This is a genomic window from Kaistella sp. CFF1-2 (assembly GCF_059509915.1).
On record NZ_JCAKLF010000001.1, the window covers coordinates 375,339 to 402,217 of the forward strand.

The 26,879-nt window shown below is 33.3% G+C and carries 26 protein-coding genes; 10 read left to right on the forward strand and 16 right to left on the reverse strand.

Going from position 1 to position 26,879, the window contains the following annotated elements:
• Positions 1 to 26: 26 nt before the first annotated feature.
• Positions 27 to 611: a C40 family peptidase gene (locus AC5XHR_RS01750; protein WP_495949055.1), complete on the reverse strand. Its 585-nt coding sequence runs from the start codon at positions 609 to 611 to the stop codon at positions 27 to 29.
• A 146-nt stretch (positions 612 to 757) separates the two neighbouring features.
• Here AC5XHR_RS01750 and AC5XHR_RS01755 point away from each other — a divergent pair, with 146 nt between their 5' ends.
• Positions 758 to 1,411: a hypothetical protein gene (locus AC5XHR_RS01755; RefSeq protein ID WP_495949056.1), complete on the forward strand. Its 654-nt coding sequence runs from the start codon at positions 758 to 760 to the stop codon at positions 1,409 to 1,411.
• A gap of 82 nt (positions 1,412 to 1,493) precedes the next feature.
• Positions 1,494 to 2,594 carry an FUSC family protein gene (locus AC5XHR_RS01760; protein WP_495949057.1) on the forward strand — a complete coding sequence of 367 codons (1,101 nt, stop codon included), beginning with the start codon at positions 1,494 to 1,496 and terminating at the stop codon, positions 2,592 to 2,594.
• A gap of 227 nt (positions 2,595 to 2,821) precedes the next feature.
• Here the strand turns inward: AC5XHR_RS01760 and AC5XHR_RS01765 are convergent, their stop codons facing one another.
• Positions 2,822 to 3,817, reverse strand: a complete 996-nt coding sequence (locus AC5XHR_RS01765) for a bile acid:sodium symporter family protein (RefSeq protein WP_495949058.1) — start codon at positions 3,815 to 3,817, stop codon at positions 2,822 to 2,824.
• A 170-nt stretch (positions 3,818 to 3,987) separates the two neighbouring features.
• Here AC5XHR_RS01765 and AC5XHR_RS01770 point away from each other — a divergent pair, with 170 nt between their 5' ends.
• Positions 3,988 to 4,440 carry a DUF420 domain-containing protein gene (locus tag AC5XHR_RS01770; RefSeq protein ID WP_495949059.1) on the forward strand — a complete coding sequence of 151 codons (453 nt, stop codon included), beginning with the start codon at positions 3,988 to 3,990 and terminating at the stop codon, positions 4,438 to 4,440.
• 35 nt (positions 4,441 to 4,475) lie between these two features.
• On the opposite strand, the gene AC5XHR_RS01775 is transcribed toward AC5XHR_RS01770, so the two are convergent.
• Positions 4,476 to 5,189 (reverse strand): 3-ketoacyl-ACP reductase, encoded by a 714-nt coding sequence (locus tag AC5XHR_RS01775; protein ID WP_495949060.1) that lies wholly within the window; start codon positions 5,187 to 5,189, stop codon positions 4,476 to 4,478.
• A gap of 185 nt (positions 5,190 to 5,374) precedes the next feature.
• Here AC5XHR_RS01775 and hemG point away from each other — a divergent pair, with 185 nt between their 5' ends.
• The 3 genes from hemG to AC5XHR_RS01790 all read left to right on the forward strand — a co-directional run bounded on the left by hemG (position 5,375) and on the right by AC5XHR_RS01790 (position 6,914).
• Positions 5,375 to 5,926: a menaquinone-dependent protoporphyrinogen IX dehydrogenase gene (gene hemG, locus AC5XHR_RS01780; protein WP_495949061.1), complete on the forward strand. Its 552-nt coding sequence runs from the start codon at positions 5,375 to 5,377 to the stop codon at positions 5,924 to 5,926.
• 26 nt (positions 5,927 to 5,952) lie between these two features.
• On the forward strand, positions 5,953 to 6,516 hold the full coding sequence (locus AC5XHR_RS01785; protein ID WP_495949062.1) for a Crp/Fnr family transcriptional regulator: 564 nt from the start codon (positions 5,953 to 5,955) through the stop codon (positions 6,514 to 6,516).
• A gap of 71 nt (positions 6,517 to 6,587) precedes the next feature.
• Positions 6,588 to 6,914 carry a DMT family transporter gene (locus tag AC5XHR_RS01790; RefSeq protein WP_495949063.1) on the forward strand — a complete coding sequence of 109 codons (327 nt, stop codon included), beginning with the start codon at positions 6,588 to 6,590 and terminating at the stop codon, positions 6,912 to 6,914.
• Between the two features lie 125 nt (positions 6,915 to 7,039).
• Here the strand turns inward: AC5XHR_RS01790 and AC5XHR_RS01795 are convergent, their stop codons facing one another.
• The 3 genes from AC5XHR_RS01795 to AC5XHR_RS01805 form a co-directional block, all read right to left on the reverse strand.
• Positions 7,040 to 7,921 (reverse strand): hypothetical protein, encoded by an 882-nt coding sequence (locus AC5XHR_RS01795; RefSeq protein ID WP_495949064.1) that lies wholly within the window; start codon positions 7,919 to 7,921, stop codon positions 7,040 to 7,042.
• 174 nt (positions 7,922 to 8,095) lie between these two features.
• Complete coding sequence (locus AC5XHR_RS01800; protein ID WP_495949065.1) at positions 8,096 to 8,386, reverse strand: hypothetical protein; 291 nt, start codon at positions 8,384 to 8,386, stop codon at positions 8,096 to 8,098.
• 90 nt (positions 8,387 to 8,476) lie between these two features.
• Entirely contained in the window at positions 8,477 to 9,319 is an 843-nt protein-coding gene (locus tag AC5XHR_RS01805; RefSeq protein WP_495949066.1) for a helix-turn-helix domain-containing protein, read from the reverse strand.
• Between the two features lie 86 nt (positions 9,320 to 9,405).
• On the opposite strand from AC5XHR_RS01805, the gene AC5XHR_RS01810 reads away from it, so the two are divergent.
• From AC5XHR_RS01810 to AC5XHR_RS01825, 4 genes are all read left to right on the forward strand, one after another.
• The gene (locus AC5XHR_RS01810; protein WP_495949067.1) at positions 9,406 to 10,389 is read left to right on the forward strand and encodes an aldo/keto reductase; all 984 of its coding nucleotides are present in this window, start codon (positions 9,406 to 9,408) and stop codon (positions 10,387 to 10,389) included.
• An 807-nt stretch (positions 10,390 to 11,196) separates the two neighbouring features.
• Positions 11,197 to 12,366 (forward strand): MFS transporter, encoded by a 1,170-nt coding sequence (locus AC5XHR_RS01815; RefSeq protein WP_495949068.1) that lies wholly within the window; start codon positions 11,197 to 11,199, stop codon positions 12,364 to 12,366.
• Between the two features lie 407 nt (positions 12,367 to 12,773).
• A complete protein-coding gene (locus AC5XHR_RS01820) occupies positions 12,774 to 14,630 on the forward strand; it encodes a hypothetical protein (protein ID WP_495949069.1) in 1,857 nt (618 codons plus the stop codon).
• Positions 14,631 to 15,043: 413 nt separating this feature from the next.
• The gene (locus AC5XHR_RS01825) at positions 15,044 to 16,270 is read left to right on the forward strand and encodes a phage integrase SAM-like domain-containing protein (RefSeq protein ID WP_495949070.1); all 1,227 of its coding nucleotides are present in this window, start codon (positions 15,044 to 15,046) and stop codon (positions 16,268 to 16,270) included.
• A gap of 189 nt (positions 16,271 to 16,459) precedes the next feature.
• Here AC5XHR_RS01825 and AC5XHR_RS01830 read toward each other — a convergent pair whose 3' ends face one another.
• The 10 genes from AC5XHR_RS01830 to AC5XHR_RS01875 form a co-directional block, all read right to left on the reverse strand.
• Positions 16,460 to 16,648 (reverse strand): PDDEXK nuclease domain-containing protein, encoded by a 189-nt coding sequence (locus AC5XHR_RS01830; RefSeq protein WP_495949071.1) that lies wholly within the window; start codon positions 16,646 to 16,648, stop codon positions 16,460 to 16,462.
• A 229-nt stretch (positions 16,649 to 16,877) separates the two neighbouring features.
• The gene (locus AC5XHR_RS01835; RefSeq protein ID WP_495949072.1) at positions 16,878 to 17,105 is read right to left on the reverse strand and encodes a DUF1016 N-terminal domain-containing protein; all 228 of its coding nucleotides are present in this window, start codon (positions 17,103 to 17,105) and stop codon (positions 16,878 to 16,880) included.
• Positions 17,106 to 17,667: 562 nt separating this feature from the next.
• A complete protein-coding gene (locus tag AC5XHR_RS01840) occupies positions 17,668 to 18,645 on the reverse strand; it encodes a hypothetical protein (protein WP_495949073.1) in 978 nt (325 codons plus the stop codon).
• Between the two features lie 10 nt (positions 18,646 to 18,655).
• Positions 18,656 to 21,607, reverse strand: a complete 2,952-nt coding sequence (locus AC5XHR_RS01845) for a cold shock domain-containing protein (RefSeq protein WP_495949074.1) — start codon at positions 21,605 to 21,607, stop codon at positions 18,656 to 18,658.
• Positions 21,608 to 21,642: 35 nt separating this feature from the next.
• Positions 21,643 to 21,915 carry a hypothetical protein gene (locus AC5XHR_RS01850; protein ID WP_495949075.1) on the reverse strand — a complete coding sequence of 91 codons (273 nt, stop codon included), beginning with the start codon at positions 21,913 to 21,915 and terminating at the stop codon, positions 21,643 to 21,645.
• A gap of 11 nt (positions 21,916 to 21,926) precedes the next feature.
• Positions 21,927 to 22,769: a hypothetical protein gene (locus tag AC5XHR_RS01855; protein WP_495949076.1), complete on the reverse strand. Its 843-nt coding sequence runs from the start codon at positions 22,767 to 22,769 to the stop codon at positions 21,927 to 21,929.
• A 104-nt stretch (positions 22,770 to 22,873) separates the two neighbouring features.
• On the reverse strand, positions 22,874 to 23,242 hold the full coding sequence (locus AC5XHR_RS01860) for a DUF3127 domain-containing protein (RefSeq protein WP_495949077.1): 369 nt from the start codon (positions 23,240 to 23,242) through the stop codon (positions 22,874 to 22,876).
• Positions 23,243 to 23,272: 30 nt separating this feature from the next.
• Positions 23,273 to 24,382, reverse strand: coding sequence for a response regulator (locus AC5XHR_RS01865; protein WP_495949078.1), 1,110 nt, complete (start codon positions 24,380 to 24,382; stop codon positions 23,273 to 23,275).
• Positions 24,379 to 25,596, reverse strand: a complete 1,218-nt coding sequence (locus AC5XHR_RS01870; RefSeq protein ID WP_495949079.1) for a hypothetical protein — start codon at positions 25,594 to 25,596, stop codon at positions 24,379 to 24,381. Before AC5XHR_RS01870 ends, AC5XHR_RS01865 begins: the two co-directional genes overlap by 4 nt.
• Positions 25,593 to 26,870, reverse strand: coding sequence for a hypothetical protein (locus AC5XHR_RS01875; RefSeq protein ID WP_495949080.1), 1,278 nt, complete (start codon positions 26,868 to 26,870; stop codon positions 25,593 to 25,595). Before AC5XHR_RS01875 ends, AC5XHR_RS01870 begins: the two co-directional genes overlap by 4 nt.
• Between the last annotated feature and the right edge of the window lie 9 nt (positions 26,871 to 26,879).

Consider the following 26,879-nt stretch of genomic DNA (forward strand, 5'->3'; position numbering starts at 1 on the left):
ATTTTTTTATTTCTTTAAAATTTCTACTATAAAACTCGTGTGGCGTGTAAATAAGCTTTGTTCCAATATTTTTCATTTAATGAAGAAATAATCACACCTTTGGATGTAGATGCGTGTATAAACTTCACTTCACCATCATTTCCGATATCATGAACAATTCCTACGTGAGAAACTCTTCCACCACCACCCGTCGCAAAAAACAATAAATCACCAGGTTTTGCATTTCTAATATCAATGCGCTCTCCCGTGGAAGCTTGATCGGTTGATCTTCTCGGTAAATTCATATCGTTTTCTTGAAAAACCTTTACCGTAAAACCCGAACAATCAAATCCTGAAGAGGTGTTCCCGCCAAATTTATAAGGAGCACCTAAATACTTTTCAGCATCTTTCAAAATCCCTTTTACAGTTTTATCTACATTTCCTGAAAAACGAGAATCCAATGTTCGTAAATCAGCAGATTTTGTTACTGTTTTTGATGGCGTATCTGGTTTTACAACTGCTGGTTTTGATGCTCCACAAGAAGCTAAAACCGCACTAGCAAAAGCGATAAACACAGCTTTTTTCAGCATTTCTTTTTGCGATTGTAAATGTACTAAAAATAGATTGTTCATAGAAATTTTAATTGAAAGTCTAAAAATAGAAAACTTCCCTTAAAAAATCGAAATTTTAAGAAATTTTAACTATACTATAACTATAAATAAAATATACTAGAATAGGTATTGAATTTTTTCTATATTTGCTTTTCTAGAATCAGATTATGGCGAAATACAAAAGTCTTGTCGAATTAAGTGGTAGCATTGGAGATTTGGTTTTCTACAATCTTAACGGAACGCCCGTTGTTAGGAGAAAAAGCGGGTTTTCCAAAGAAGGTTATGAAAGCAACCCGAAATACCAAAAAGTGCGTGAAAACAGCCAAGAATTTGGGCATTGCTCGAAATCTGGAAAACTGATTCGGAAAACGTTGGAAGATTTCATCGGTGATTGTGAAGACAAATATTTGTATCAAAAATTTGCAAAAGTGATGACGCAAATCAAAGATTTGGATACAAAAAATGAAAAAGGAAAACGTAGGATTGAGATTGGATTGCAAAACCCTAAAGCCTACGAACTTCTTGCCGATTTTCAATTTGGAAAATTCCCTAAACTTGAAGGGATTTCTCTTGACGATGCTTTCTTCACTAAATCGTTGAGTTTTAAAGATAAACCATCAGGAAGTTCTGTTCAGCTAATTACGATGAAACCTGATTTTGTGAATCTTAATATGGACTTGAAGGAGCAAACCTTGGATTTACAAGGCAAAAAACAGGTTTACGAATTTGATACCCATTTCGGAGACGACAATGCGCCTCTACTCTACTTTCTCGTCATAAAAAGCAAAGACGAAATTTTAAATGCAGGATTTCTTGCATAAAATCATGTTTTCTAACTTCTAAAAATTTGGCTCATCCTTAGAAAATCAGGAAATTTGCACTTTCGAATTTCCCCAATTTTCTATGAGAAATAAAGCCGTTTACCACAAATTCCTACGTAAAGAAGTTTTAAATTTTTTCAAATTTAAAAGCAGCGCGAGGAGTTGGCACATCCCTATTTTGGCAGGTTTGGCTGTTGGAATTCCATTATTAACAGGTTATTATTTCAATGACATTCGTTCGGGGCTTACCGCTAGTTTAGCCGGTTTGGTGATTTTGTACACACCCACCAACGGAAATTTGTTCGAAATTATGACCAAAATGTTCGTTTGTTCTTTCGGAATGATTGTTTCTTATACGTTGGCTTTATTCTTTAGCTTCTACGATATTACGGCAATTGTAGGGTTTGGACTCATCTCTGGAGCTACGTATTTTGTCAATCGATTTTTTATTCAAAAGCCACCAGGAAGTTTCTTTTTCATTATGATTGCTTCGATGGCGATTGCCGTTCCGCATGAATTGAATGCTATTCCTAGAATGGTTGGATTGTTTACTTTAGGAACATTTACAGCTTGTTTTTTGGTTTTACTTTACAGCTTACTCTTTCTTCCAAAAGCTTTAAAAACACGCTTCAATACCCAATTTAAAGTCAATCCGTACGTTGATTTTCGAGAAGTTTTGGTAATCACTGTGTTTATGATGCTTTCCATCTTCATCGGAAAGTTTTTCAATTTAGAATATCCATATTGGATTCCCATCTCATGTTTAGCTGTTTTGCAAGGTGTTGATCAATATTCCATTTGGAAACGAGGTTTTCATCGAATTATAGGAACCTTGGCTGGAATGCTTATCGTTTGGGGAATTTTCAGTTTAACACATTCGGCTTTGGTTTTGTGCTTTTCCATTATTATTTTACAAATTATTGTGGAATTATTAATTACCCGTCATTACGCTTTAACTGTTGTTTTTCTCACGCCTTTAGGTGTTCTCTTAGCAGAAACTGGTAGTTCTCTTAGTGCAGATCCCAATCATTTATTGCAAATACGATTCTTGGAGATTATTTTAGGAAGTATTTTAGGTGTTTGTGGTGGCTGGTTCTTGTTTAATGAACGTTTGCAGTATAAGAAAAAACGTTATGAAAAGCAGTCGAAAGCAGTTGTTCAAAAAAGTTTAGACAAAAAATAAGCTGATCGTTAGATTCAGCTTACCTTTTTCATTTCAGTCGAAAATGACTTTCATGAGTGCCATTTTAAATTTTATGAAAAAATATAAAATGAGCTTCAATGGTTATTAGTATATGAATGTGTTTTTAGTACTTCAAATCTACGCCAAGAACTAAAATAAAAAAACAGGAAAAACACACTAAATAAAGGGAAATTAGCTTTAAATATTGCATTAAAGTTGATGATTATCTACTCTTTTGAGGTTGATTTTAAGGCCAATCTACTGGCTAACCAACTTACATAAAACAGCTGGAAACTATGATAAAGCATCACAGGAAGTAGAAATAGTACTTTCTGAGATTCAGGAATCCCCAAGACCATCACGAATAAACTCCCATGTACTAAGGATTTTTTGGATCCGCAGAATGTAAGTGTAATTTGATCCTCCCAAGAAAAATTGAGTTTTTTGCTGATCCAAGTTAAAATGGAATACACCACAAAAAATAATCCTAAAACAGCAAGTGCAATGATTAAAAATGAGCTTTTAGGAACGGATGAGAAAATATTTTGAAGAAACGCATCCGAAAAGCTTTTGTAAACAATTAATAATATAATCAATCGATCAAATTCAGCGATCCATTTTGCATATTTGGTCACCCATTTTTTTAAGTACGGATTCAAAATCAAACCTAAAATAATGGGCAATAAAACCTTTAGAAGTAATTGATAAATAATCTCCAATTGATCGACATTTTCAGAAGAAGCTTTCATAAAAAAGCTCATCAATAAAGGGGTCATCACAATTCCGATTAACCCGGAAATTGAGGCATTAAATATTGCTGAAGTCACATTTCCTTTCGCAATGGAAACCATAACAACTGAAGAGGAAACGGTTGACGGTAGCGCCGCCAAAAAATAAATAGAAAGCCACGTTAAAAAATACGGGCCATCCAAAACCAAGGGATAGAAAAGTACGACTAATAAAGGAAATAAAATAAAAGTTGCACTTTGAACCAAGAGATGAAGTTTCCAATTTGAAACATCGTTCAAAACTTCTTTTAAATTGAGTTTGAGGCCATAAAGTAAAAATATTCCCGCGATTCCCCAATCAATAAAGGCATCCAAATTAAAAATTTGCGCATACGAATCGTGATACGGAAACCATTTTCCGAATAAGACCATCAAAACCAATAAAAGTAAAAAGGTATTTTGCTTCGTGAAAAGCCTTGAAATACGCAACGACATAGTTTTTCCTTAAAGAACAAAGATAGGGCTTGCATTTCTTTTTACAAATCGCCTAGAGATTTCTCACATTAAAAAACAATTAGAAAGTAGTGAAATCCACAAAAACACCGATTGATACAAGTAATTTCAAATTTTAAATGAGTACATTTGACGTTCATTAAAATGCAATTATGACTTTAGGCTACACAATTATTTATGGAATGTTGGCGCTTTCATTAGCTGCACCTTTTGTGGCTCTTTATGGAGCAAAACAAATCCGAAACGGAAACATCAATAGCCATATGAAAATCCAGAAAGGGCTTTTCTTTACATGTGTTGGTGGCGTGATCTTGTTGGAGCTGCTTATTCGTATTTCTGGAGGTTCTGGAAGTCTTGTTCAAGATAGTCCTTACAAACATACATGGTACTTCAAACCTATTTTAATTGCGCACATCATAGGTGCCGTTCTCACCTATATTGTTTGGGCATATACGATATTCAAAACCAATAAAAACTTTAAGAAAAAGGAAATTCCGGGGCAATTTTCTGCGGTTCATCGAAAATTAGGATATTTCATTATTTTTGGATTATTCTATACAGGAATTACCGCATTTATTGTTTGTACACTCGCTTTTTTTCTATAAAAAAAAATCCCAATTGAAAGATTGGGATTCTATTTTTACGGATTTGTTGAAAAAATGGATGCGTTAGCAATCATCGCACGACGATTCATTTTCAGAATATCGCGAACCCATTCTGCAAAATCTTCGGGTTGAAGAACTTTTTCAGGATTCCCATCCGTCAAACCACCTTCAATACTCATGTCCGATGCAATGGTACTCGGCGTTAACGTGATTACACGGATATTTTCTTTACGCCATTCCGCCATCATTGATTGTGATAGTGAAATCACCGCCGCTTTAGACGCAGCATATGCCGACATATTCCCACCTCCTTTCAAACCTGCTGTAGAAGCAACATTCACAATATCGCCTTCCCCATTTTTCTGTAAATATGGGTGAACCGCCTTGGCCGCGTAGTACACACCAAAAAGATTGGTTTTAATTACTTGTTCCCAAGTTTCAGATGGCATTTCATCGATTTTTCCGAAGTCACCGATTCCTGCATTATTTATTAAAATATCCACACCTCCTAATTGGGAAACCAAACTATCAATACCCGCTTTTACTTCGATTTCATTATCCATGTTGAATATATGATAATAGGCATTAACACCTAATTTCTGAAGCTCTTCTACGGTAATTTTTAAATTCCCTTCATTTCTTCCGCTAACCCCTACATGCACACCTTCAGCGGCTAATGCAAGAGCAACAGCTTTTCCTAAACCTCGTCCGCCACCTGTTATGATGGCCTTTTTACCTTCTAAATTCATAATATTTACCTTAAAAATCTTTTGCAAATTTACGAATTTGCACCTTCATAACTCAACATTCTGAAGTCGAAAATCAAGAACAGGTAGTAGATAAAATCAATAACAAACCTGATGAATATTAGCCTTGTTCATTCAAAATCAGAATTCATATTTCGTAAATTTAATAAGGTAAAAACGAAGAAACCATGCAAGATCAAATTTTAAATTCGGCTCCTAAAACGACACTATTACTCTATGCATCGGTTGATGGACAAACGGAGAAAATAAGTCGTTTTATCCAGGACGAGTTAAAGGTTATGGGAAGACATTCTACGATTGAAAATATTAGCAATTTTAAAGAAAATTTGGAGGAATTTGATAAGGTTCTTTTGGCATCAAACATTCGTTATGGACTTCACCATCCCGATTTCTTAAAGTTTGTTGAAGAAAACGCACCACTCTTAAACTCGAAAAAAACCGCTTTTGTTTCCGTAAATTTAGTTGCTCGTAAAATGGAGAAACAAAGTCCAGAAACCAATCCTTACGCTCTTAAATTTTTACAATCAACCTCATGGAAACCTCAATTAACGGCTGTGTTTCCAGGTAAATTAAATTATTCGACATACCCATTCAAAGATCGAATTATGATTCAGCTAATTATGTGGTTAACGAATGGACCCACCAATGCAAAGACAAATATTGAATATACGGATTGGAAAATTGTACAAGATTTTGCAAAAAAATTCGCATCATTGTAGTGTGAAATTTTACGCCATTATTCAATATGCACTTATCGGAAATTCTTGATCAATTCTACACTCTACCCGAATCCTCAAAAAAGGAATTGGAAAGCTGTATGACTGAAGTTTCGTACCCAAAAGGCTACATTTTACTGGAAGCTGACCGAATTGAAAAAGATATTTATTTCATCAAAAAGGGAATCGTTAGAGCGTACGCTACCCCATCGGATTCGGAAGTTACCTTTTGGTTTGGGAAAGAGGGTGAAGCCGTAATCTCCATGAAAAGTTATGTTTCTAACCAAAAAGGCTATGAAGATATTGAACTTTTAGAAGCTTGTGATTTCTATAAAATTAAAGCTAAAGATTTGCAGAATCTCTTTGAAAAAGACCTTGCAATCGCCAATTGGGGACGAAAATTTGCTGAACAAGAACTCGTAAAAACCGAAGAACGTCTAATTTCTAAACTCTTTGGTACGGCTTCTGAAAGATATTTGCAACTGATGCAAGACCATCCCGACCTGCTGCAGCGTGTGGCATTGGGACATATCGCATCCTATTTAGGGATCACCCAAGTGAGCCTTAGCCGCATCCGAGCGGAAATTCGTTAGATTTATTTTTTATCATTTGATAAATTTTTTCTCCTTTTCAAAAATGATCTTTGCATCAAAATTTATAGACAATGAGTTGGATTATTTTAGTTATTGCAGGTCTCTTCGAAGTTGGATTTGCATTTTGTTTAGGAAAAGCAAAAACAGCCACCGGAAATGAAATGATCATGTGGTATGCGGGATTTTTGGTAGCCTTATTTATTAGTATGACCTTACTAATTAAAGCCACACAGACGTTACCTCTTGGTACAGCTTATGCAGTTTGGACCGGAATTGGAGCGGTAGGAACCGTCCTTGTTGGAATCTTAGTTTTTAAAGAACCGGCAACATTCATGAGAATTTTATTCTTAACCACATTAATTGGATCTATTGTTGGTTTGAAAGCGGTTTCTAGCTAAAAAATAAAATACAAAATTAAAAATTAAGGAAGGTCGGTTTTGAAGTATTTCAAAACTGACCTTTATAGTTTAATAACATAGATAACAAAACATTATTATATGTTTTAATTCAAAATATTATCTCTCTATAATTTCAAAATCCTTGATTTACTCTTATTAACAACTAAAAAATACGATTTCTTGCTCTCACCATAACCTTCAAAAATCTGATATTTAATTTCGCTCGTTGTCTTGTTTACGATTTTGGTTTCTGAAATCATTGAAAGACAACTTTCAGTTAAAAACTCTTCACTCTTTTTTATCGTCCAATTTTTATCAAAATAAATAATTCTATAGCCTTTCTCACCTTCACTTGCCCCACATTGTCCACACGCATTGTGATTGGAAATACTTTCAAAATAAAAGATAGCGCGATTTTCTTTGACATCCTCCGTTAAACTATAAAACTGATTGCCACCATAGCCCGCAAACACCTTTCGTAAATCAATTTCTTTTTGATTGGGAAGTTTAAATTTCTCCGACTTTTTACCTATAAAAATATCATCCGTATTTACTAGAATTTCTAATGTCTTCGCATTGTTTTTAAACTCGCCTTTCCTGTTTTTATTTTTGTTTTCTGAATAAAAACATCGATCGAAAGATAGCGTTTCTACAGGATGAGAACTGCGATACAAACTATCGATTGTCGAATTGGTCACAGAATTTTGAAGTTTTGCAACAACCGTTTTATGATTTTTCCCATAATTAAACAATTTCATATCGCAGCCTTTTGTGTAACCATCTAAAGGAATTTTGATTTTAAAAGTATCGTAATAATACCAACCTTCAACAAATCGATCAAAGTCATCACAATCGATGATCTCTTGGTTTTTCAGAAATATCGTTATGGGACTACCGCTAATACTGCCTTTAAATTGAATGGAGTTTTCTGCTTTTGCAACCACTTTATTCTGAGAAAAAACGGAAATTGAAAGAAGAAAAAGTATGATTATTAATGTATTTTTCATTTTAATATTTGGTTTTTATTGAATAGTTTTTATATCTACTTCACTATCAAAAATAGCAAAACAATGTTCGAATTGGAGAATATTCAATTTTCATCTACTATCAAGTACTAAATATCTGTTAGCAAAATTAATATAGCACATTAAAAAAACCTTGCTTTGGCAAGGTTTACTATTTTATTCTACGAGATCATCATTTTCTTCTTCATGATCATCTTGATCAGATAAGCTCCAATAATTGTTCTCTTCATCTTCGGAGCCTACTTCTTCCATGTCATTGTCTTCGTTGGAACCAGGAACATCCAAATTCATTTCCATATCCAGATCTTCAACGTTTTCATCATAAATAGGATTTCCATTTTCATCTAAGGAGATATGCTCCTCCTGATTAAAAATATCGTCTTCAGAATTGTAATCCATTTCTCTTAAATTACGGTCTTGCTGTTTTTTATTGTCTTCTGGTATCATACTTTTAGGTTTTCAATTCGAATATGACACCACAAAAATAGTTCCATAATCGATTCGAAATTTAAACAAGAAATTTTCACTTAAAACTCACTACACTTTCGCAAACTGCAGTTTATAATCGGTCGGACTTAGGTTCCGTTGTTTTTTGAAAAAATTGGTGAGATGACTAACATCGGTGAAACCGAACTCAAAAGCGATTTGTTTCATATTCATTTGGCCAGATTCGATGCGCCTTTCTATTAATTTTGTTTTATAATCGTTAACGTAATTTCGGTACGAAACTTCAAAATTCCTTCTAAAATAAGCACTGAAATACGTTGGTGAAATATTGAAATGCTGTGCTATATTTTCGATTCGAATTTGTTCAGGATTATAAATATTTTGGTGAATGAAAGAAATAAGATCTTCCTGGCTCGGAATGCCGTTATCAATTCGAACATTGAGCTTCAAACTTGCTTCACGAATCAATCCAAACAACGATAAAACCTGAAAAAACATAATGGGCGACGTGGTAACCTCACAAATTTGATTGTAATCTAAAATATTCTCAACCGTTTTTCTCAATATCGTTTTGCAAGGTTCATCAAAATAAAGTTTCTCCTCTTTCAACAAGGCATTTCGCATCATATCCACAGGCGAAGCCGTCATAATCGTGTCCGGACAAAGATGTTTGTTCGATTCGAAATAGCTGTCATTAAACTTGATAAACGCAAACTTCGAGCATTTTTTAATATCAAAATAATGTTCGTCACCAGGCGAAAGCATCAACAAGTCCCCTGCTTTGTAAGGTTGAATAATTTGATTAATATGATGATCTCCACAACCTTTAAAAATATAAACCAACTCGTAATATGTATGGCTATGTCGCGGCAAAGGATATTCCATCGCTTCAAACGAATCGATTTCTAAAGATTTGAATTGCTTTCGTTTCATAGTGCAAAATTACAACAAAATAACAGATTATTACAACTATTTTAAATCCTTTATCATCTAATTTTGCAGTATTAAAATTAAAAAAAATGGAATATAGAAAATTAGGACACAGCGATTTAGAAGTTTCAGCAATTACATTTGGAGCATGGGCTGCAGGCGGCTGGATGTGGGGAAGCACTGATAGAAACGACGCTATTGAAGCCATTAAAGCATCCTACGATGAAGGTGTAACATCCATTGATACGGCACCCATTTACGGACAAGGAACGAGTGAAGAAATTGTAGGTGAAGCCATCAAAGGGATTTCGCGTGATAAAGTGCAAATCTTAACCAAATTCGGGATGCGTTGGGATTTGGCGAAAGGTGATTTTGCCATGCATAGCAAAGACAACAACGGAAAAGATATTGATGTTTACAAATACGCAGGAAAAGACAGCATTATTTACGAGGCGGAACAAAGTTTGAAACGTTTGGGAACCGACTATATCGACTTGTATCAAATCCATTGGCCAGAATCAACAACGCCGATTGATGAAACGTTCGAAGCCGTTTCACGATTGATTGAACAAGGAAAAGTACGTTTTGCAGGAGTTTGCAATTACAATGCCCAACAAATGGCAGAAGCCGAGAAAACATTGAAATTGGTTTCTAATCAAATTCCGTTCAGCATGGTGAACCGAGGTGTTGAAAAAGAAACCGTTCCGTATTGCATCGAAAACAACAAATCTATTTTGGCATACAGCCCAATGGAAAGAGGCTTGCTAACAGGGAAAATTTCTTCAGACTATAAGTTCCAAGAAGGCGATCACAGAGCCAGCTTACCACAATTTCAACCCGAATTTATCGAAAAAACCAATCAGCTTTTAGCGAAAATTAAACCTATTGCAGAAGCGCACAATGCTACTTTAGGACAACTAGTTCTTCGTTGGACGATCGAAAGACCTGGAATTACCATTGCCTTAGCGGGAGCACGAAACGCCGAGCAAGCTATTCAAAATGCAAAAGCCATCAACATCAACCTTTCCCAAGACGAATTGAAAACCATCAATGATTTAGTGGACGCATTTTAAGTTATAAGCATCAATTAAAATAATCAAAAGAGATTGCGCATTTTGCAGTCTCTTTTTTACATCTACAATTCTCTTTCTCCCAAAAGGTTTTCCCAACAAGTGGGATAGTTTATCAGCGGTGAATGGTAAATGGAAAATAGTAAATGGCGAATAATGAAAGTTGTCAATTGTTTCAAGTTTAAGGTTTCAAGTTCCCTGTCTGATCTTTCAATTGTCCATTAACAATTATCTACTATCAATTAACCAATCTCATTTTCTCATATCTAGTGTCTAATATCCAACCTCTAACAATCACAAAAAAGCCTCCAACCCCTAAAGGGGAGCTCAAGCCAAACATATCCATTATCCATTAACAATTATCCACTATCAATTAACCAGTCTCTAGTCAAAACCGACAAAGAAGAAGTCGCAATACACGGCCTTCAGCTGCGTTAGAGATGACGATCGTGAAAAAACCGACCTAATAAAAAAACCGTTAAGCAGTGAATTTTGAATGACGTTAAGAACAAAATACTGTTTGAGCGAAGCGAGTTTTATTTTGGTTAGCCATTCAAAATTCAATGTAGGTGTTTTTTATTGAGTCTTGACCTTTTTGTTACTTTTTGTGTCAAGACAAAAAGTAGTATTGTAAAAGAAATTATGAACTTTTCGTTCTTCTATTTCAAGACAAAAGATTAGCCTATCAATTTGTTGTTATAACAATATTTAAAAACAAAATATAACATTCCTACAATAGTTTAGCAGATTATTACAACAAAAACACGTCTATTACACACTACATTTGCACCTTAAAATTTCTAGATTCAAATGATCAATAAAAAAATACTACCTCTTGCATTAGGAGGATTAGCCATAGGAACCACAGAATTTGCTATTATGGGCTTACTCCCAGATATGGCGGCAACTTTTGGTGTAAGTATTCCTAAAGCGGGATTGCTAATTTCCGCCTATGCTTTAGGAGTTGTGGTTGGCGCCCCTGTATTAATTGGCTTTTCACTAAAATATCCGCCTAAAAAAGTACTGTTTTGGCTCATGGTTTTGTTCACGATATTCAATGGACTATCCATCATTGCACCCTCGTACGGTACGATGTTGCCTATTCGGTTTTTATCAGGACTGCCGCATGGCGCTTTTTTCGGAGTGGGAACCGTGGTAGCGTCATTAATTGGTGGAAAAGGAAAAGAAGCCCGCTACATCGCATTGATGTTTACCGGACTCACCGTTGCTAATCTGGCAATGGTTCCGCTTGTAACGTATATTGGACACACCTTTCATTGGCGTTGGTATTTTGCGATCGTTACGGTTATCGGACTTTTAACCATGTTTTTCATCTACAAATGGCTCCCTGATTTCGATGCAAAAGAAAACATTAATATAAAAGAAGAAATGCAGTTCCTAAAACGTAAAGAAACCTGGTTTGTACTTCTCATCACGGCAATTGGTTTTGGGGGATTGTTTACATGGTTCAGCTACATCACGCCTTTAATGACGATTGTTTCGGGAATCCAACCTCAAAATATGGCGTATATCATGATGCTTGCGGGTGGCGGAATGGTTGTTGGAAACCTTTTGGGAGGAATTCTCACCGATAAACTGGGAGCTCCAAAAACAGCAGCAACCTTATTATTCCTAATGGCAGCAGCTCTGCTGATCGTCTTTTTGTTTTCCGAAAACGTGTATATATCAATTGCCATGGTCTTCATTTGCGGTGGGTTATCGATGTCAACATCGGCGCCGCTCAATATGATGATTATGAAAGCGGCACCTGGATCAGAAATGATGGCGGCAGCCTTTATGCAAGCCGCATTTAATGTAGCCAATTCTGCGGGTGCGTTCTTTGGCGGAATTCCATTAGAAAAAGGGTTGCCCTACAACTACCCTTCTTTAGTAGGTGTTGCTATGGTTTTAATAGGTTTGATGATTACCCTAGGCTATATTAAAAACTTCGCAATGAAGAAGTCAGAAGCAATGGCTTAATTGAATAAAAATTCGAAACCCTTCCCGTTTCGGATTTTTTTTACTGCTTTCTTACATCAGCATTTTTGAGATACGACACAACGAAACTTCGAATCCCTTCCTCTCTGCAAGGATGATATTTCATTTTACATACATACCTTAAAACAAAAGCTTTTACTATATTTTTTAGTTCATCTAGTCGTTCCCATTGCGTCAGGCTTTAAAAGAATTGCCCACAAGATTATACCGGTTTACAAAACATTATCATGAGAAAACAAATACAGAGAACTCAAAAAAGGAAATTAAAAGGCTAAAGCATTCAGCACAAAGGAGTGTTTAATATTTTTTTTCTGATTTCATGGGTGTTTCAAGCCTAAAAAAGTATCTTTGTATAACTTTCATTAGAATCTCCAAAGACTTTAGCCAACATGAAAAGACAAACGCAAGTTTTACTTTTAAGTTTCCTTTATTTTTTGCTTCCGTTTAGTATTTCTGGCCAGCACCAGAAATTTCTCGATTCTTTAGAGAATCTTACGTCTTTCGAAAGACAAAGAGCGGTATTCGGATATTCAGAAGCGGCAAGCGACCTTTTAAATCGAAAAGGGCAAAGAACCATCTTTTTGGAACAAGTTCGAACGTTTGCAAATCGAAAAAACGATAAACCTCTTTTGGAGCAACTCCAGTTTATAAAGCGAAAGCAATCCGAAGTCATGGATTTCCCTAGAGCAGAAAGAGAGAAAAAATGCAAAGAAAATATAGAGAAATACAAAGATTCTAATGATTTGCTTTTTCTTGCATTTTGCCATCACGAATTAGGACAGATTCTGTTTCAGAACCAAAACTATGCACAAGCTTTTGATAATGACCTCAAGGCTTTAGAAATATACAATACCCTCGGTTACGAAAACGTTCCGAACATTGGGAAAGTCCTTCATGAAGTGGCTTTACATTACTATTTTTTCAGAGATTATGAAGAAGTAATCAAACTGATGAATATTTCCCTAAAATTCCAGCCGTTCGAAAAAGGTTTGGACATACAGCGCTATAACAATCTTGGGATGTCCTACTTACACCTGAAAAACTACGATAAAGCCGAGTTCTTTTTGAACAAAGCAATGGATGCAGCTAGCCGATACAACAACAAAATTTGGAAAGGAATCTTAAATGGAAATATAGGCGAAATGTACTATAATAAGAAGCAATACAACGCTTCGTTGGTTAATTTTCAAAAAAATTACGACTTCAACAAAAATGAAAGTCAGCACTCCACAGTCAAAATGAATTCATCCATCAATATGGCAAAAGTCTACCTGGCTTTGGGGAAAGTAACGGAAGCCTATCAGTTTCTGAAAATGGCAGAAGAGACATTGCATGTTTTAGAGTCGGATGCATCGTATGTCGGTTCAAAATACGTAGGCGACAGGCAGCAAATCGAAAATTCTAAAAAGCTTTATTTCGAAGCAAAAATTGATTTTCTAAAAAAGACCAATAATTTTCGCGAAGGCATACACTATCAAGACAGCTTAATGGCCATTCGAAAAGAAATCGAGGAAAAATACAATTCAACCATCGGAAAAATGGCATCGGATCGGTTAACCATCCAAAATAAAGAATTGCAACTGGCGGTAAAAGAACAAGAAAAAGCAAACCAACGATTTTTTTATTCTGGAATGCTGCTTGCAGTTTTAATTCCTGGTGGTTTAGGATATTTTTATTTGTACAAATCCCGTCAGAGAAAAAGCCGTCAAAACGAAAGACTGATCACAACAACTAGAATTTCGGTTTTAGAAAAACAGCAAGCCCAAAAAGAACTGGAAACCGCCCAAAAAGAAATCAATCATTTTATTCATAGAGTCAGCGAACAAAACAAAATGGTTTCTAACTTCGAGAGGGAACTAAAAAAATTGCAAGGTCTGAAAAATGAGGAACAGAACCAGATCCGAACAACCTTGAGCAAAATGAAAAAAATGAAAATCCTGACCAATGAAGATTGGATCGACTTTCAGCACCACTTCGATACGGTTTTTCCTGATTTCAAAAACAGTTTAAAAGAACACTTCCCAACAGTGACCACCTCCGAGATGCGCTATTTAATGCTTGTGAAACTCAATTTTTCCCATAAAGAAATGGCCAATGCATTAGGGGTTTCCGATACGGCCATCCGGGTAACCTGGAGTCGGGTCCGCAAAAAACTCAACGGAACCTTAGAAGATACACCTACGGATTTGGTGGATAGATTATTGACTAGAGAAAGTGCAATGCAAACTGAAGTTGTTGCTATATAGTAGTAATGGTTTTACCCACACCAACTTACGTTGGTGTTTTATACATTTACACATTTTAATTTTGGGTGCAAAAGCTTTATTTACGTATTATTAAATAAAACAAAGAAACCTGAATGGCTACCATAAAAATCGATAACCATATTTTGATTCTACATTTTTTTTTTACTTGAACCAAACAAAAAAACACCTACATTACTGCAAGTGTTTGAAATTCAATGGTGGAGAATACGGGGATCGAACCCGTCACCTTTAGACTGCCAGAAACATTTTGATATTTTTCAAATAGTTTCTTTTAGTTTCAAAATAATTGATTTTCAATACATTACAATTAAATAGTAATATTTTTGGTTTCATCAAATTTCATAAAAAAAGTACAACTGTTGTACTAATGTTGTACTTAAACCTAAAATGTTATGAAAGCTAGTGTCAAAATTGTCTGCAAAAAGAACCAATTACAAAATGGATTGTTCCCAATTTACTTACGAATAACAATCAATCGTAAATCCAAATTCTATTCGCTACCTTTTTCCTGTAAACTTACAGAATGGAATGAGAAGCAAGGCGAATTCAATACGAGATTTAGAAACCATATTTCATTTAATAAAACATTGTTGAAAATAAAAGATAAAGCTCTTGATACAATTTCAATTCTAGAAAACGATTATGAGACTTACAACTTAATCTTATTTGATAAATACTATCAAAAAGAAGATACATCAGAAAATAATTTTTGCAAAATATTTAAAAATGAAGTAAAACTACTTATCGATAATGGACAAATTGGTTATGCGGGATCAATGGAATTTACTTTAAGAACTTTAAAAAAATTCAAAAAAAACATTGAATCATTTAAGTTTGAAAATATTGATTATCAATTTCTTTCCGAATTTGAAAGTTTCTTAAGAAAAGGAGGTGCAAATGATGGAGGGATTGCTGTATATATGAAAAACATTAGAGCAATTTATAATCGTGCAATTAAATATAAAATTGTTCTATCACAATACTATCCATTTAGAGATTACAAAATTTCGAAATTCAAAAGAACAAAAATTCGTAAAGCTCTATCAATAAGTGAATTTCAAGCCCTGCTTAACTTTGATATTTCTCTTTTACCTGCAGCTAAAAATGCTCGTTACTTATATATCTTTAGCTATTATGCTCGAGGTATGAACTTTAGCGATCTAGCGGAATTAAAGTGGTCAGATATTGAAGATGATAAATTTTGCTACTCTCGAAACAAGACAAAAGCAATTCTAAAAGTTGAATTACCAGATCTCCCTATTATTAAAGAAATTCTCAATTTTTATAAAATTTATCGTCCTTTTGATACTTCTTATATTTTTCCAATTTTAAAAAAGGATGAAAAAAAATATGAAATCAAAGAATTAATGGACAGAAAAAATAGTGTTCGTTCTCATTACAATAAAGAATTAAAGAATATATTCAAAGAACTAAGTTTGCATTCCAAAATAAACTTTTATTCAGCACGACATACCTTTGCAACAACCGCAATGAGAAACAATGTTAACATTAATGTAATTAAGCAATCATTAGGTCACAAAAAGCTCAGTACTACTGAAAATTATCTTGATGATTTTACGGACAAAGAAGTCAATTCTGAAATTAATAAGATGTTTTAGTCTCAATAATCTATCTATCCAATTTAAATATATATATGAGCCTTTATCAAAGAGTCCGTATATTTCCATATTGTAAATAATAGCTCTATTATCAAAAAAAATCGCACCAGATATTTACAATTTCTTTTTCATCAAGACGATTAGCGTCATTTAATATAATAATCCAATTGTTTGAAAGCCTATCTATTATTAATCATCATCATAGAGTAAGATTCCAGTGGTCGGGTTTTCTGTGGGAGTTTTCTTACGGTCGTAGTAATTGAAATACATATCCAACTGTCCAATATCCAGATGTGTTAGTTTATCTGTTTTGATTTCGACGAATACTAAGCATTGAAGCAGATGGGTTATAAAATACCAAATCATTAAAAAATTCATCACAATCGATATGGATGCGCTTTTGACTTACTACATATGAAAAACCATTACCCAACTCCTGCAGATGAGTGATAATTTCCTGTTCGAGGTCTTTTTCATAATAAGATGCTTCATTTTTTTAATCCTAAGAACTCTAGATACATCGGATCCTTTATAATTTCTTTGGCATTGGAAGGTAGTTCCTCACTACGGTCAACGACCAAAATATCTTTCTTCTTATTATTGTTTGTTAATAGTCTTTCAATGAAATTGGAATATTCCTGCCTTTCCATTTGTTCTGAATGGTTCCTGCAATATAAAGGGCTCTCTGTTGTTGAGAATCAACACATAATAAAAATTTAAACTGCGTCCAACTCAATTGTGAATGCAATGCGTTCACAATTGAAAATATACGGTAAAGATTTGTCTGACAATATGAAAACCCATTATCATACTCCGATTGCAAAGATTCAGACATTGTTTTAATCAACTACATGCCAAAATCTACGCGGTCTTTCTAACTCTGTTCTTCATCAAAAACTCTTTTACCAATATGCTAATATATCAATGTACGTTCATGATCAAACGCAAGAATCACCTGATTGTGGGACCAGACAATAATATTTCGTATATCCTTAATAATGTTTTGACCACTGAGCATAGATATTTATGGTAATATAATTCATAGTTTTATTGTAAAAAAAAGAAAAATGCAAACGAGAAAAAAGCAAGTTAGGAAACCAAACTGACTAACGTTGTAAAGTCAACACTTCAAACAATCACCTACTCTCACCCCCTTCTTAAATTCAGAAACTCCTTTCCTTCTTTCGGATACGCGTCCCCACATTTGTTCATAATTTCGGTGTTGAGCTGCAGCTGTTTATAATCCACAACCTCATAAATCTATTGACCATCATCCCATAGTTCCTCTAGAATCGGATTTCAGTTTTGGTTTTGGGCATATGCTTTCTGAGAACTAATTGAATGAAAAAAACCAGAAAAATAAGAGAACGATCTCGAAAGCAGAAATTTCTCTGCCATTAGAAGGGAAAATCCTGATCTTCATCCCAACCATCATCATTTTCTGATTCTGTCATTTCGGACGGTACTTTCCAGTCGTGCGTCAAACTCATTAACAGTGAATACGGTAGCAAATCAGAATTTTTCCGAAAAATTTTCTGCAGACGAACATAATCCAGCATATGTTTTAAATCTATATTTATTCTTCCAAATGTGATGTAATTCTCCGCTTCGTTGACTATTGCATGCAGATGAAAGTTTACATCCGGGATTTCTTCCATACAGGCTAACATCCAAATCACTTTGGCTTCATCATCTTCAAATACTTTGTCATTTAGAAGCTTCAGATACAACGATGATTTATTACTTAGCTCAATAAATGATAAAGCATTTCTGATATTACCAAGGTAATTAGTTATTAGTCCGATGAAAGAATAATTTTTTCTATCAAATATTCTTAAATCGCCATAATGCGGTTGATATTTTCTCTGCCAATATTTTACGAATTCAAGTGAGAGGGTTCTATTTTTTTGTTGTTCATTTTCAATTTCATTAATTGCTTTGATGCAAAAATCCTTTTCAACCAACTCATCAAAAGTAAGCATATACCCTACTTTTTCATCATCACAGAATGTAATCCCATTAAAGTTGTCCAAGATATCTTCATTTGAGGAATTAAAATTATGGCAAACATAAATATCTGAGAAGTCATTCTCATCTTTAACAAAAATAAGCTCTCCGAAACAGGTCCCTTCTGAATTCACAAAAGAATAGCCAGTTTTACCTTTTGAGCAACCTTCACATTTGCCGGAGAATGCCTTGAAATCACAAATTACAGATTGGTCATCAATTAGATTTTGAAAATATTCACTATACCTTTCTACAAACAGCGATTTGGGCACATCTTGATATGTTTTATTGTCATCTAAAAGGTGGTCCAACGCGCTCGCATCCAGATTTTCGAAGGCGGAGATTATCAATTTTTTTTTGTCATTCATGAAAAATCATTTAAAATGGTAAATCTTCATCTAAAAAGTCATCTTTGACGTTGCTTCCAGACGAATTATGCTTAGGTAAACCTTTATAAGGTCTCTTTAGTTTATAAGGCCTTGTATCGTATTGCACCCCACAAGCACAGCTAAAAACATCATGAATATTCTCCATCACCATTGCTGATGCGCATTTATGACAAAAATACTCTGCTCTTTCAAGGTGACCTTCTTTGTATTCAACCAAATATCTAAGATTACTATGAATATAACCTCCTGTGAGCTCTAAATTATTAAGCCTTCTTTCGAGCATATTGTGTGAGCAGCAACTACCACAGTTTGAACATATGTACAGACCGTGACTACATTTCTTTGACTCTCGACTGTCAATAATACAACCACATTTACCATTAAGGCAATGGTTTAGATAAACCACTTTGTCTTTACAGGAACAGTTTGAATTCTGGCATTTAAATCGCACTACCGTGTAAGCTGCAAAATTTGAACTTTCAACTGGAAACAAAATATGATTACATTCATCACAATACAACTTTTCTAATAATCTATTAAACCGATTAATTAGCGAAATAAATTCGTAATACTTCCCTTTTACAACTATTCCTCCAACCGTATTTGTTGAATCTGTATTGAAGTTTAGAATCTCTAGGAAATCCAATAATGTATATTCTTCCCATTTTTCAGGTAAATGTACTGTTTCACAATTCTGAAAGCATGGCTCCCCTTTGCACCACCAAAACTCTTTTTTTAGAACTTGGTGCTTTTTATATGCTTTTATACTCTCACAATATCTAATACCAGACGGAATTACATCTCTTTTGAATTCTACCAAATGGGTATTATTAGCGTATTTGCTTCCCTCCTCATTTATAAAAAACCGGTGAGTTTTGGCAAATTCATGAACTTCTTCTTTATTTACTGTTGGCACCTGCCATTCCTTTTCATTAGGGTCCCATCTACGTCCTGTCAAAGCACGAACGCTTTCGACAAGAGTAGGATTGTAATCAAAAATAATTCTATAATAATCTCCAGCATTAATTATATCTCCTTTTGTTTTCCAATCATAAGAAGCAATTTGCCTTCCTTTACAAAATTCAAAATAATGACCCAATTTTATTTTGCAGGTTTCTTTATTCCGCATTCTTTCCAAGGCAAATTTGAAGAGTTCGCTTTCAATAAGAAATTTCTTCTGCTGATGAAAATTTCTAAGCGCCTGAATAAGAATTTCTGTAGAAATATCCACCTCAACCTCAGGGTTATAAACCTCATTCAGATTGTATAAATCCAAATCGAATCTAGATAAATTAGACAATTCATCAATTGAAAAATCAAACTTATTTATAGCTTTTAACCAGAAAAGTTTGCGGAGAATTCTAATTTGTTGCTCTGGCTTGAAATAAATGAACGCATCACATAGATCAGTGTAAGAGAAAACCTCTTCCTTATCTAAAAACCATAAAATGATTTCAAAATGGGGGTTATTTAATTCTTTAATTTGAACAGTACAATCATTATTTGCATACCATGTTATAAGTCGAAAAGCTTTAGAAAATTCAATTCTGTTTTGTAGTGCATTAGAATTGGAAAGCATACTAATAAGAATATTCCCAAGATCTTCTCTCGAAATTCTATTATTCCTTATCCAATTGTCAGTTCTTTGCTGAAAATCAACTTCGCTACTAACATATTCCCGAATTTCCAGTTCTGGAAACTTACTAGCCTTACCTGCTTCCCATAACTTCAAGAACTGGGATTTATCTTTAATGCTATGATAAACAACGTTATCAAAAAAATCAAAATTTGAACCTGCATATTCCTTTGCAAAGTCATAAAGTTTTGGAAGTCTGTAATAATCATATTCATTTCTTTCTTCTAAAACTTCAAAATAAACACAAAGAAAGTTCCAATTATTATCAAAATAACCTGGCTTCGCGTTATAATATAAATTTCTTTCTAATTCTGAGTCTGTATATTTTACAATCGTCTCCCCAAGTCTAATGTTAAAGAAAAATGCGGGTATAAGCTCAGAACGAAATAGTGTCACTAAAGAAGAAGAATCTAAATCAGCAGTAACAAAATCCTGCACTTCCTGAATTAAATATTTACAATCCTCAGGATAATTTTTGAACTTCTCATCATCCTTTTTCCAAGTACTCAATGATTCTTTAGGTATAGTATAATGCGAAATAACAAAGTCCCGCATTATCAACAGGGTATCTTCAGCGCTGTAGAGTTCATTAGTGGATTTAAGCAATTGAATTTTTTCTTCTCTATTACAATTCTTTAGAATCCTTGTTTTTTCAGTTTTTGAAGAGCTTGAATGCAAAAAAAAATATTCTTTTCTATCAGAAGGCAATAAGGAAAGGTCAAAATTTGAAATTAACCAATAATTATACAATTCTTCTGAAGAAAAATTCTTTCCAACTTCGGAAATAAGCTTTGAATAAATTTTGGTAGCATCGTCATCATTAAATACCTTTACAATATTGACAAATAAGAAATCTAAAAAGTCCTTTTGCTTGCTTACATCAAGGTTGCCCTCTAAATATCTAACAATACTACTTACTGCCTCTTGCACTTCTTTTCCAGAAAATATTTTTTTAAAAACAACCTCTAAAAGACTAAATTTTCTAATTTCTTTACCTTGGTAAACATTATTAAATCCACTTCTTGGTATATTAACTTCAATATCAACGTTGTCATTTGCTCCCAAATATTTCATCAAAGAAAAAAAGTGTTCCAATGTTTCCGCTTTTTTTGCATTAACAGCGATATTTCTTTGTTTCGTATTATCAAAGGATAGTTCAAAAACTATTGGTTCTTGTTGAGTTACAGTTTCTCCAATTATCTCAAGATTATTTTTGTGCAAAAATATATCTCCAATTTCAGGGTTTATTATAACCCCAAAACCTTTCTCAACATCAAACCATTTTACCAGACCAATATATTCCATATTTGTTTTATGTACTTTGTGACTGTGATAATACTTTACACTTCATTTTCAGATAAAAAAGATTTCATTTGTGCTTTTGTAACTGGATATTTTAAGAAATCAGATTCTCCATAACCTGGGATCCGCGCTCTGATTTTTATGCCGTCTTCTGTTAAAGTTACAATATTGGAACGACTTCCTAGTTCCATTATAAATTCACATTCCCCTCTTTTATAACCTCTCTTGCGAAGTAAACATTCTATTTGTTTTTGCGACAATTCTTTTCCATCCGGAATAGGTGTCATTAAGCACTCTAAATACCGTATCATAATTTAATAGGTTACTTGTTTCTATGCTTTGCAAGCTCCATTCTCAAATCAAAATACAATGACCTTATCCTCTCAATGGTTTGTTCAATTAGCTCAGGTTTTATGACGAAAATCTTGGAATCGAGCATGATTACCCCGTCAACGTTTGATATTTCTAAAAGATATTGCTGTGTTTCGACAAGTTTGACATCTTCCCTTAGTAAAAAACTGATATCATTAGCATTATGAACAATACTGTTTCTTATTTTACGCATTGTATCCAAAAATTTCCAGTCCTGAGATTTGAAGACGTGATCATTTACATTGCAAAATTTGGTTAAATACTTGCGAACTGCCTGCATATCATCTCCTTTTAACTCATTTACGTAAATTGGGATATTTAATTCTTTTCTTAGCTTGTCACAAATTTCCTTTAAGGATATTTCGAGTTGTGAATAAACTAAAATCAAATTAGAGTTGTTTTGAATTGACGAAAATTCACCATCCAAGTAGCTTCTTTGTTCGTTAAAGATATTTATATAATGACCTTTAATATCATATTCAAAATCACCCTCTAATCTCATCAATTCAGCATACAATGGAGATAATTCAACCACATTTTGAAGGGAGTTTTCAGGAGAATCGTCCTGTGAATTCTTTAGTTCGTCAATCTTTCTTTTTAGTTCATCAATTTTTTCTGAATTGTCTTTGATTGGTTGCTTAGATTGATCTGACAATGCTTGATTAATTGCTTCTTTTTCCTTTCGATTTATTTCATTCAGTTGTGATTCAATAAAACGATTCTGTTGTGCTAAATAATTTTTTAGGACATTAAGCGTGACTTCAGGTTGAGCAAAAAGTTTATTTACTTGCATTTTAAGTGTTTTTAATAATTATAGATTTCCGATAACTCATCTTGCAATCTGTTGAATTTTATGCAATATTAGCCTCTAACTATGCAATATTGTTGCATCTTAAATTAAAAAGGCAGACCATCATCATCTTCAGCATTCTCTTCCTCAATTTCATTATCATTTTTCTGAGATAAAACACCTTCCTGTTTATCGTTTACAAGAATCTCATTCTCAGAACTAGAAATTCTCCATGCTTTTACATCAGTATACCATTTACCATTAAACTCTCGACTCTCAATATCGAAATCAATATCATAATTTTTATTTAATTCCAATTTAGTTATGTCAATTTTGTCTCCCCAAATTGAAATGCATATTTTCTTCGGATACTGATCATTTGTTTCAACAATTATGTCTTGTTTTTTCCATTCACCGTTTTTTCCAGTTCCGGTTTGTAAAGGGAGAATTTGAAGGAGTTTTACTTGTGTTTGCATATTTCTATTTTAAAGTTTTTTAGCTCGGCATTAATTAGCATCTAATTCTAATAATTTTATAATCAGTTCTAATATTTCAACATTCATTTGAAAAGCATTAATTTTATTCTCGTCAGAAAGTAATTTTTTCGTGAAAATATTTAGTAAACTACTGTGTATGTAATCTGTTTCATTTCTAAATCTGTTGATTTTTCTAAATTTTTCTTCTAAAGAGTTTCTAATTTGTCCTTTTGAATAAGCATAAATTAATGAATAGACCTGTTCACTAAGATTAACTACTCCATCGAAATATCGCTCATCCTTAATCTTTACATTTTGAGCCTTATTTCTGGAATCAAAGTTTATTAAATAAGTTTCTTCTTTTTCCTGAAATTCAATAAAATATTCTTTATTCTTGAACTTCCAATTTCGTGTTCTATTGAACTTTGAATCCCATGTTACATTAAAATCCGTAAAAACTTTGGTAAGCTCTTCTAAAATTGACCAAAATATTAGGAAAGATAAAGATTCTTTATCATGACATAGTACATTAGCTTCAATCTGAGTTTGATTAGAAAATAACTGCGCATATCCAAGTTTCAATTTATCAATTACCCGCTGCTTAATATTCTGAACTTTCGAATCTTGAGTCTTGAAATACTTATGAGTCTCAAGAATATTCATAATTTGAAAACAAAACTTCCATATTTCATTCCTCTGTTCACCAATATGAATCAATTTCAGGAAGTTTTGCTGTAACAATTCTAGATTTTTTCTGGAGAATTCCTCAGAATATACAGTATCAGGATGTTCTTTCACATAAAATGAATCCGCACCATTTTCACGAAATGCATCAATGTACCAAATTTTATTTGAAGCAGTAAAAAGGATTACAGGAGTTGAAAAATTTTCACATTTAAAACTTTCTCTTATTTTTTTCAATAGCTTGAAACCAGAAAACTCACTCACATTATTTTTATAATGATCCTCTTCATCAAGCCTCACATCTAGAAAAATAATATCATATTTTGTCTCAATCAAATTTATTGCCTCAGAAAAGCTACTTGCTACTTTTAAAGCATTATTTTCTTTAATAACTGCTTTTTCAAGAATACTTTTCCATCCGTAATTGGCGCGATCATCAATCAATAGATATTTCATTTTTTTTGAAATTTCGTTAAATCAATTTTTCCTAGCACTTTTAATCCTTGAAGTTTTTCAGCATATTGCGCCTGTTCTGTTTTTTGTTCATTGGAAATTGGCTTATGTAACGAATTTTTTGTGATCATCCACTTAAAATAAATACGATTCAATTTTTCAAAATCGAAACCTTCAATTTCATTGAGATTGATTCCAGAATTTCTAGCCATTTGAAAAATCCCCCACTCATTGGCAACACTATGGTTGTCTCCGATATCCTTTGGCACATTCAGCTGCAACTTTTTCATTTCTGGTGAAATTTCTGATTCATCAAATTCACGAAGATTGAAATTCTTAATTTGTTCAAAGCCAACAACTGAATAATCAATTAAAAACACATTTTTTGTTTTCAATATATTAAAGTATTCACTCTGTAAAAGTTTTTTTGAATCCACAAAACTATAAATGAATATTGGCGTTAATTGATTCTGAGTTGATGTGCATCTGATATGGGTTGCCAACCTTAAACCATTAAAATCGGAAAGTGTCTGACCAAATGAAATAGGAATAAGAATTTTTTCATATTTCCGCACATCTAACCATTCGAGCGTTTTCTCATGCATCCTGTGGTCATTTGCATCCTTATTAAATAAAGTTCTGCTTTCACAAGGTAAAGAGAAAGGAGGTTCAATATCATTTCTTGATCTTATAAATAAAATATCATCATTACTGTCAATTTTAAACTCTATATGATTGAATGAATTTTTCTTTTGTAAAAAGCTTTCCTCAATTTCTTTTTCAATATCTGAATTTCTACCATATAGCAACTTATTTAAGTCATAATTACCAGTCTCTTGAAAGAAAAGTAGAAAATCGGACATATTTTGATATAAAATACTCACTGGCACACTTGCTGAATTTACTTCAAATTCCCGAGAATCATTACTACCACTAAATGTAACATAAATTGAATTGGGATTATCTTTTGCGAAGTTCAATAATTCAGTTCTTATTTCATTTACATCTTTATCTTGTTTATTTTTCTCGGAATCAAAAAAAGATTCATGAAATAAAATTACATTTCCATCTTTGAAAATTTCTTTTCTTACAGACAAGTCTGAAAATTGGCTATAGGTGTGAAAAATCTTAATGAAATCTTCTTTTTCCTTAAGCTCCTGCTTACTCCAACCAAACCCCTCCTGTCGTCTTATTTTATCGTCTATTAAATAAATCATTTCCTAAATTTTAATAAGTATTCTACACCTTTGAACTTTCCTAAAGGCTTACCTTCTCTCGGTTGCCCATTCCACAAGTTTATCTCTGCATAATTGGCACCCTCAAACTCTGCACGCAAAAATAAATCACAAAGTCCATTTATTTGATTATTAATAAGAGGTCGCATAAGTTGACCAAATGGTTTTTCAACTGTGCTGTTTATTGATTTGCCAAAAACAGAATTAATATGATGAATAGAAAAGACAATGCTGTTATCTGATACTTCCTCATAAAAATCAATGATTAATTTTGGGCGCTCTGAATTATTTTCTTCTTTAAATACTTTTCTACTAATATTTAGAATTTTTGTATAAGCCTGGAGTAATTTATCAACGTCAGTGTACAAGTTTGTAGAAATACTAAAGGAATCCGCAATCTTTATATCCGCCCACCTTTCAAAACCGTAAGATTTATTTCTAATTTCAACCATTGATTTTAGATTATTTCCTTTTTTAATATGCCATAGGGATTTAAAAAACAATACAAAATCTAAGAAAGAAATTATTTCTTTTTCAGAGTGTAAAGATTTAAACGGATTTCCCAACTTAAAACCTTCATTTTCAAAATGTTCAATATAATCCTCAGCTAGGTTTGGCATAACTCCTTGATGACTTAAAGACCAACTCAAAAGACTTGGATCGCTCCAACCAAAATTAATCTGCTGTGTAGACCAAGATCCTCCATGTAAATAATTATAGATAAGAGTGGCCATTTTCCCTCTGTAGTTAGACTTCGATTGTAGTGCTTTATAAGCTGCTTTTATTTTTTGCACATGAATTTGGAAATTGTAAGGTTGAAGTCCAAAAATATCACTTAGCATATCCGAATCAAAATCATGACATGTAGATCTTAAAACTGAATCTTGATTATAGCTCAAAAGAAATTGATATAACAAAGAAGGATCATTATATTGAGAGATAATTATCTGTTGATCATTTTTGATTTCTGCATTCCCTTGATTCTCATTTTTAAAACTAGCAAAACTTTGGTTTCCTTCTGGTATTTTAAATATTTCTTTGGAATTATTTCCGTCTAAAATTTTTATCTTATTATTATTTAATTCATCATTATCGTCAATAATTTGATTACCCATTACATTACTGTATGTCGCAGGTATTTTAGCCTCATCAACAACACTTATATCTCGATTGACAAGCTTAAAGAAACGATCACGTTGTGCAGACGTCATTTTCTTAGTCTGTAATATCTTTTTAAAAAAATCGTACCTATTCATTATCTGTGT

What these genes read in the sequence shown, in the direction of transcription:
- AC5XHR_RS01750 (WP_495949055.1), bottom strand. Translation starts at nt 611, where the DNA reads ATGAACAATCTATTTTTAGTACATTTACAATCGCAAAAAGAAATGCTG.
- AC5XHR_RS01755 (WP_495949056.1), top strand. Translation starts at nt 758, where the DNA reads ATGGCGAAATACAAAAGTCTTGTCGAATTAAGTGGTAGCATTGGAGAT.
- AC5XHR_RS01760 (WP_495949057.1), top strand. Translation starts at nt 1,494, where the DNA reads ATGAGAAATAAAGCCGTTTACCACAAATTCCTACGTAAAGAAGTTTTA.
- AC5XHR_RS01765 (WP_495949058.1), bottom strand. Translation starts at nt 3,817, where the DNA reads ATGTCGTTGCGTATTTCAAGGCTTTTCACGAAGCAAAATACCTTTTTA.
- AC5XHR_RS01770 (WP_495949059.1), top strand. Translation starts at nt 3,988, where the DNA reads ATGACTTTAGGCTACACAATTATTTATGGAATGTTGGCGCTTTCATTA.
- AC5XHR_RS01775 (WP_495949060.1), bottom strand. Translation starts at nt 5,189, where the DNA reads ATGAATTTAGAAGGTAAAAAGGCCATCATAACAGGTGGCGGACGAGGT.
- hemG (WP_495949061.1), top strand. Translation starts at nt 5,375, where the DNA reads ATGCAAGATCAAATTTTAAATTCGGCTCCTAAAACGACACTATTACTC.
- AC5XHR_RS01785 (WP_495949062.1), top strand. Translation starts at nt 5,953, where the DNA reads ATGCACTTATCGGAAATTCTTGATCAATTCTACACTCTACCCGAATCC.
- AC5XHR_RS01790 (WP_495949063.1), top strand. Translation starts at nt 6,588, where the DNA reads ATGAGTTGGATTATTTTAGTTATTGCAGGTCTCTTCGAAGTTGGATTT.
- AC5XHR_RS01795 (WP_495949064.1), bottom strand. Translation starts at nt 7,921, where the DNA reads ATGAAAAATACATTAATAATCATACTTTTTCTTCTTTCAATTTCCGTT.
- AC5XHR_RS01800 (WP_495949065.1), bottom strand. Translation starts at nt 8,386, where the DNA reads ATGATACCAGAAGACAATAAAAAACAGCAAGACCGTAATTTAAGAGAA.
- AC5XHR_RS01805 (WP_495949066.1), bottom strand. Translation starts at nt 9,319, where the DNA reads ATGAAACGAAAGCAATTCAAATCTTTAGAAATCGATTCGTTTGAAGCG.
- AC5XHR_RS01810 (WP_495949067.1), top strand. Translation starts at nt 9,406, where the DNA reads ATGGAATATAGAAAATTAGGACACAGCGATTTAGAAGTTTCAGCAATT.
- AC5XHR_RS01815 (WP_495949068.1), top strand. Translation starts at nt 11,197, where the DNA reads ATGATCAATAAAAAAATACTACCTCTTGCATTAGGAGGATTAGCCATA.
- AC5XHR_RS01820 (WP_495949069.1), top strand. Translation starts at nt 12,774, where the DNA reads ATGAAAAGACAAACGCAAGTTTTACTTTTAAGTTTCCTTTATTTTTTG.
- AC5XHR_RS01825 (WP_495949070.1), top strand. Translation starts at nt 15,044, where the DNA reads ATGAAAGCTAGTGTCAAAATTGTCTGCAAAAAGAACCAATTACAAAAT.
- AC5XHR_RS01830 (WP_495949071.1), bottom strand. Translation starts at nt 16,648, where the DNA reads ATGAATTTTTTAATGATTTGGTATTTTATAACCCATCTGCTTCAATGC.
- AC5XHR_RS01835 (WP_495949072.1), bottom strand. Translation starts at nt 17,105, where the DNA reads ATGTCTGAATCTTTGCAATCGGAGTATGATAATGGGTTTTCATATTGT.
- AC5XHR_RS01840 (WP_495949073.1), bottom strand. Translation starts at nt 18,645, where the DNA reads ATGAATGACAAAAAAAAATTGATAATCTCCGCCTTCGAAAATCTGGAT.
- AC5XHR_RS01845 (WP_495949074.1), bottom strand. Translation starts at nt 21,607, where the DNA reads ATGGAATATATTGGTCTGGTAAAATGGTTTGATGTTGAGAAAGGTTTT.
- AC5XHR_RS01850 (WP_495949075.1), bottom strand. Translation starts at nt 21,915, where the DNA reads ATGATACGGTATTTAGAGTGCTTAATGACACCTATTCCGGATGGAAAA.
- AC5XHR_RS01855 (WP_495949076.1), bottom strand. Translation starts at nt 22,769, where the DNA reads ATGCAAGTAAATAAACTTTTTGCTCAACCTGAAGTCACGCTTAATGTC.
- AC5XHR_RS01860 (WP_495949077.1), bottom strand. Translation starts at nt 23,242, where the DNA reads ATGCAAACACAAGTAAAACTCCTTCAAATTCTCCCTTTACAAACCGGA.
- AC5XHR_RS01865 (WP_495949078.1), bottom strand. Translation starts at nt 24,382, where the DNA reads ATGAAATATCTATTGATTGATGATCGCGCCAATTACGGATGGAAAAGT.
- AC5XHR_RS01870 (WP_495949079.1), bottom strand. Translation starts at nt 25,596, where the DNA reads ATGATTTATTTAATAGACGATAAAATAAGACGACAGGAGGGGTTTGGT.
- AC5XHR_RS01875 (WP_495949080.1), bottom strand. Translation starts at nt 26,870, where the DNA reads ATGAATAGGTACGATTTTTTTAAAAAGATATTACAGACTAAGAAAATG.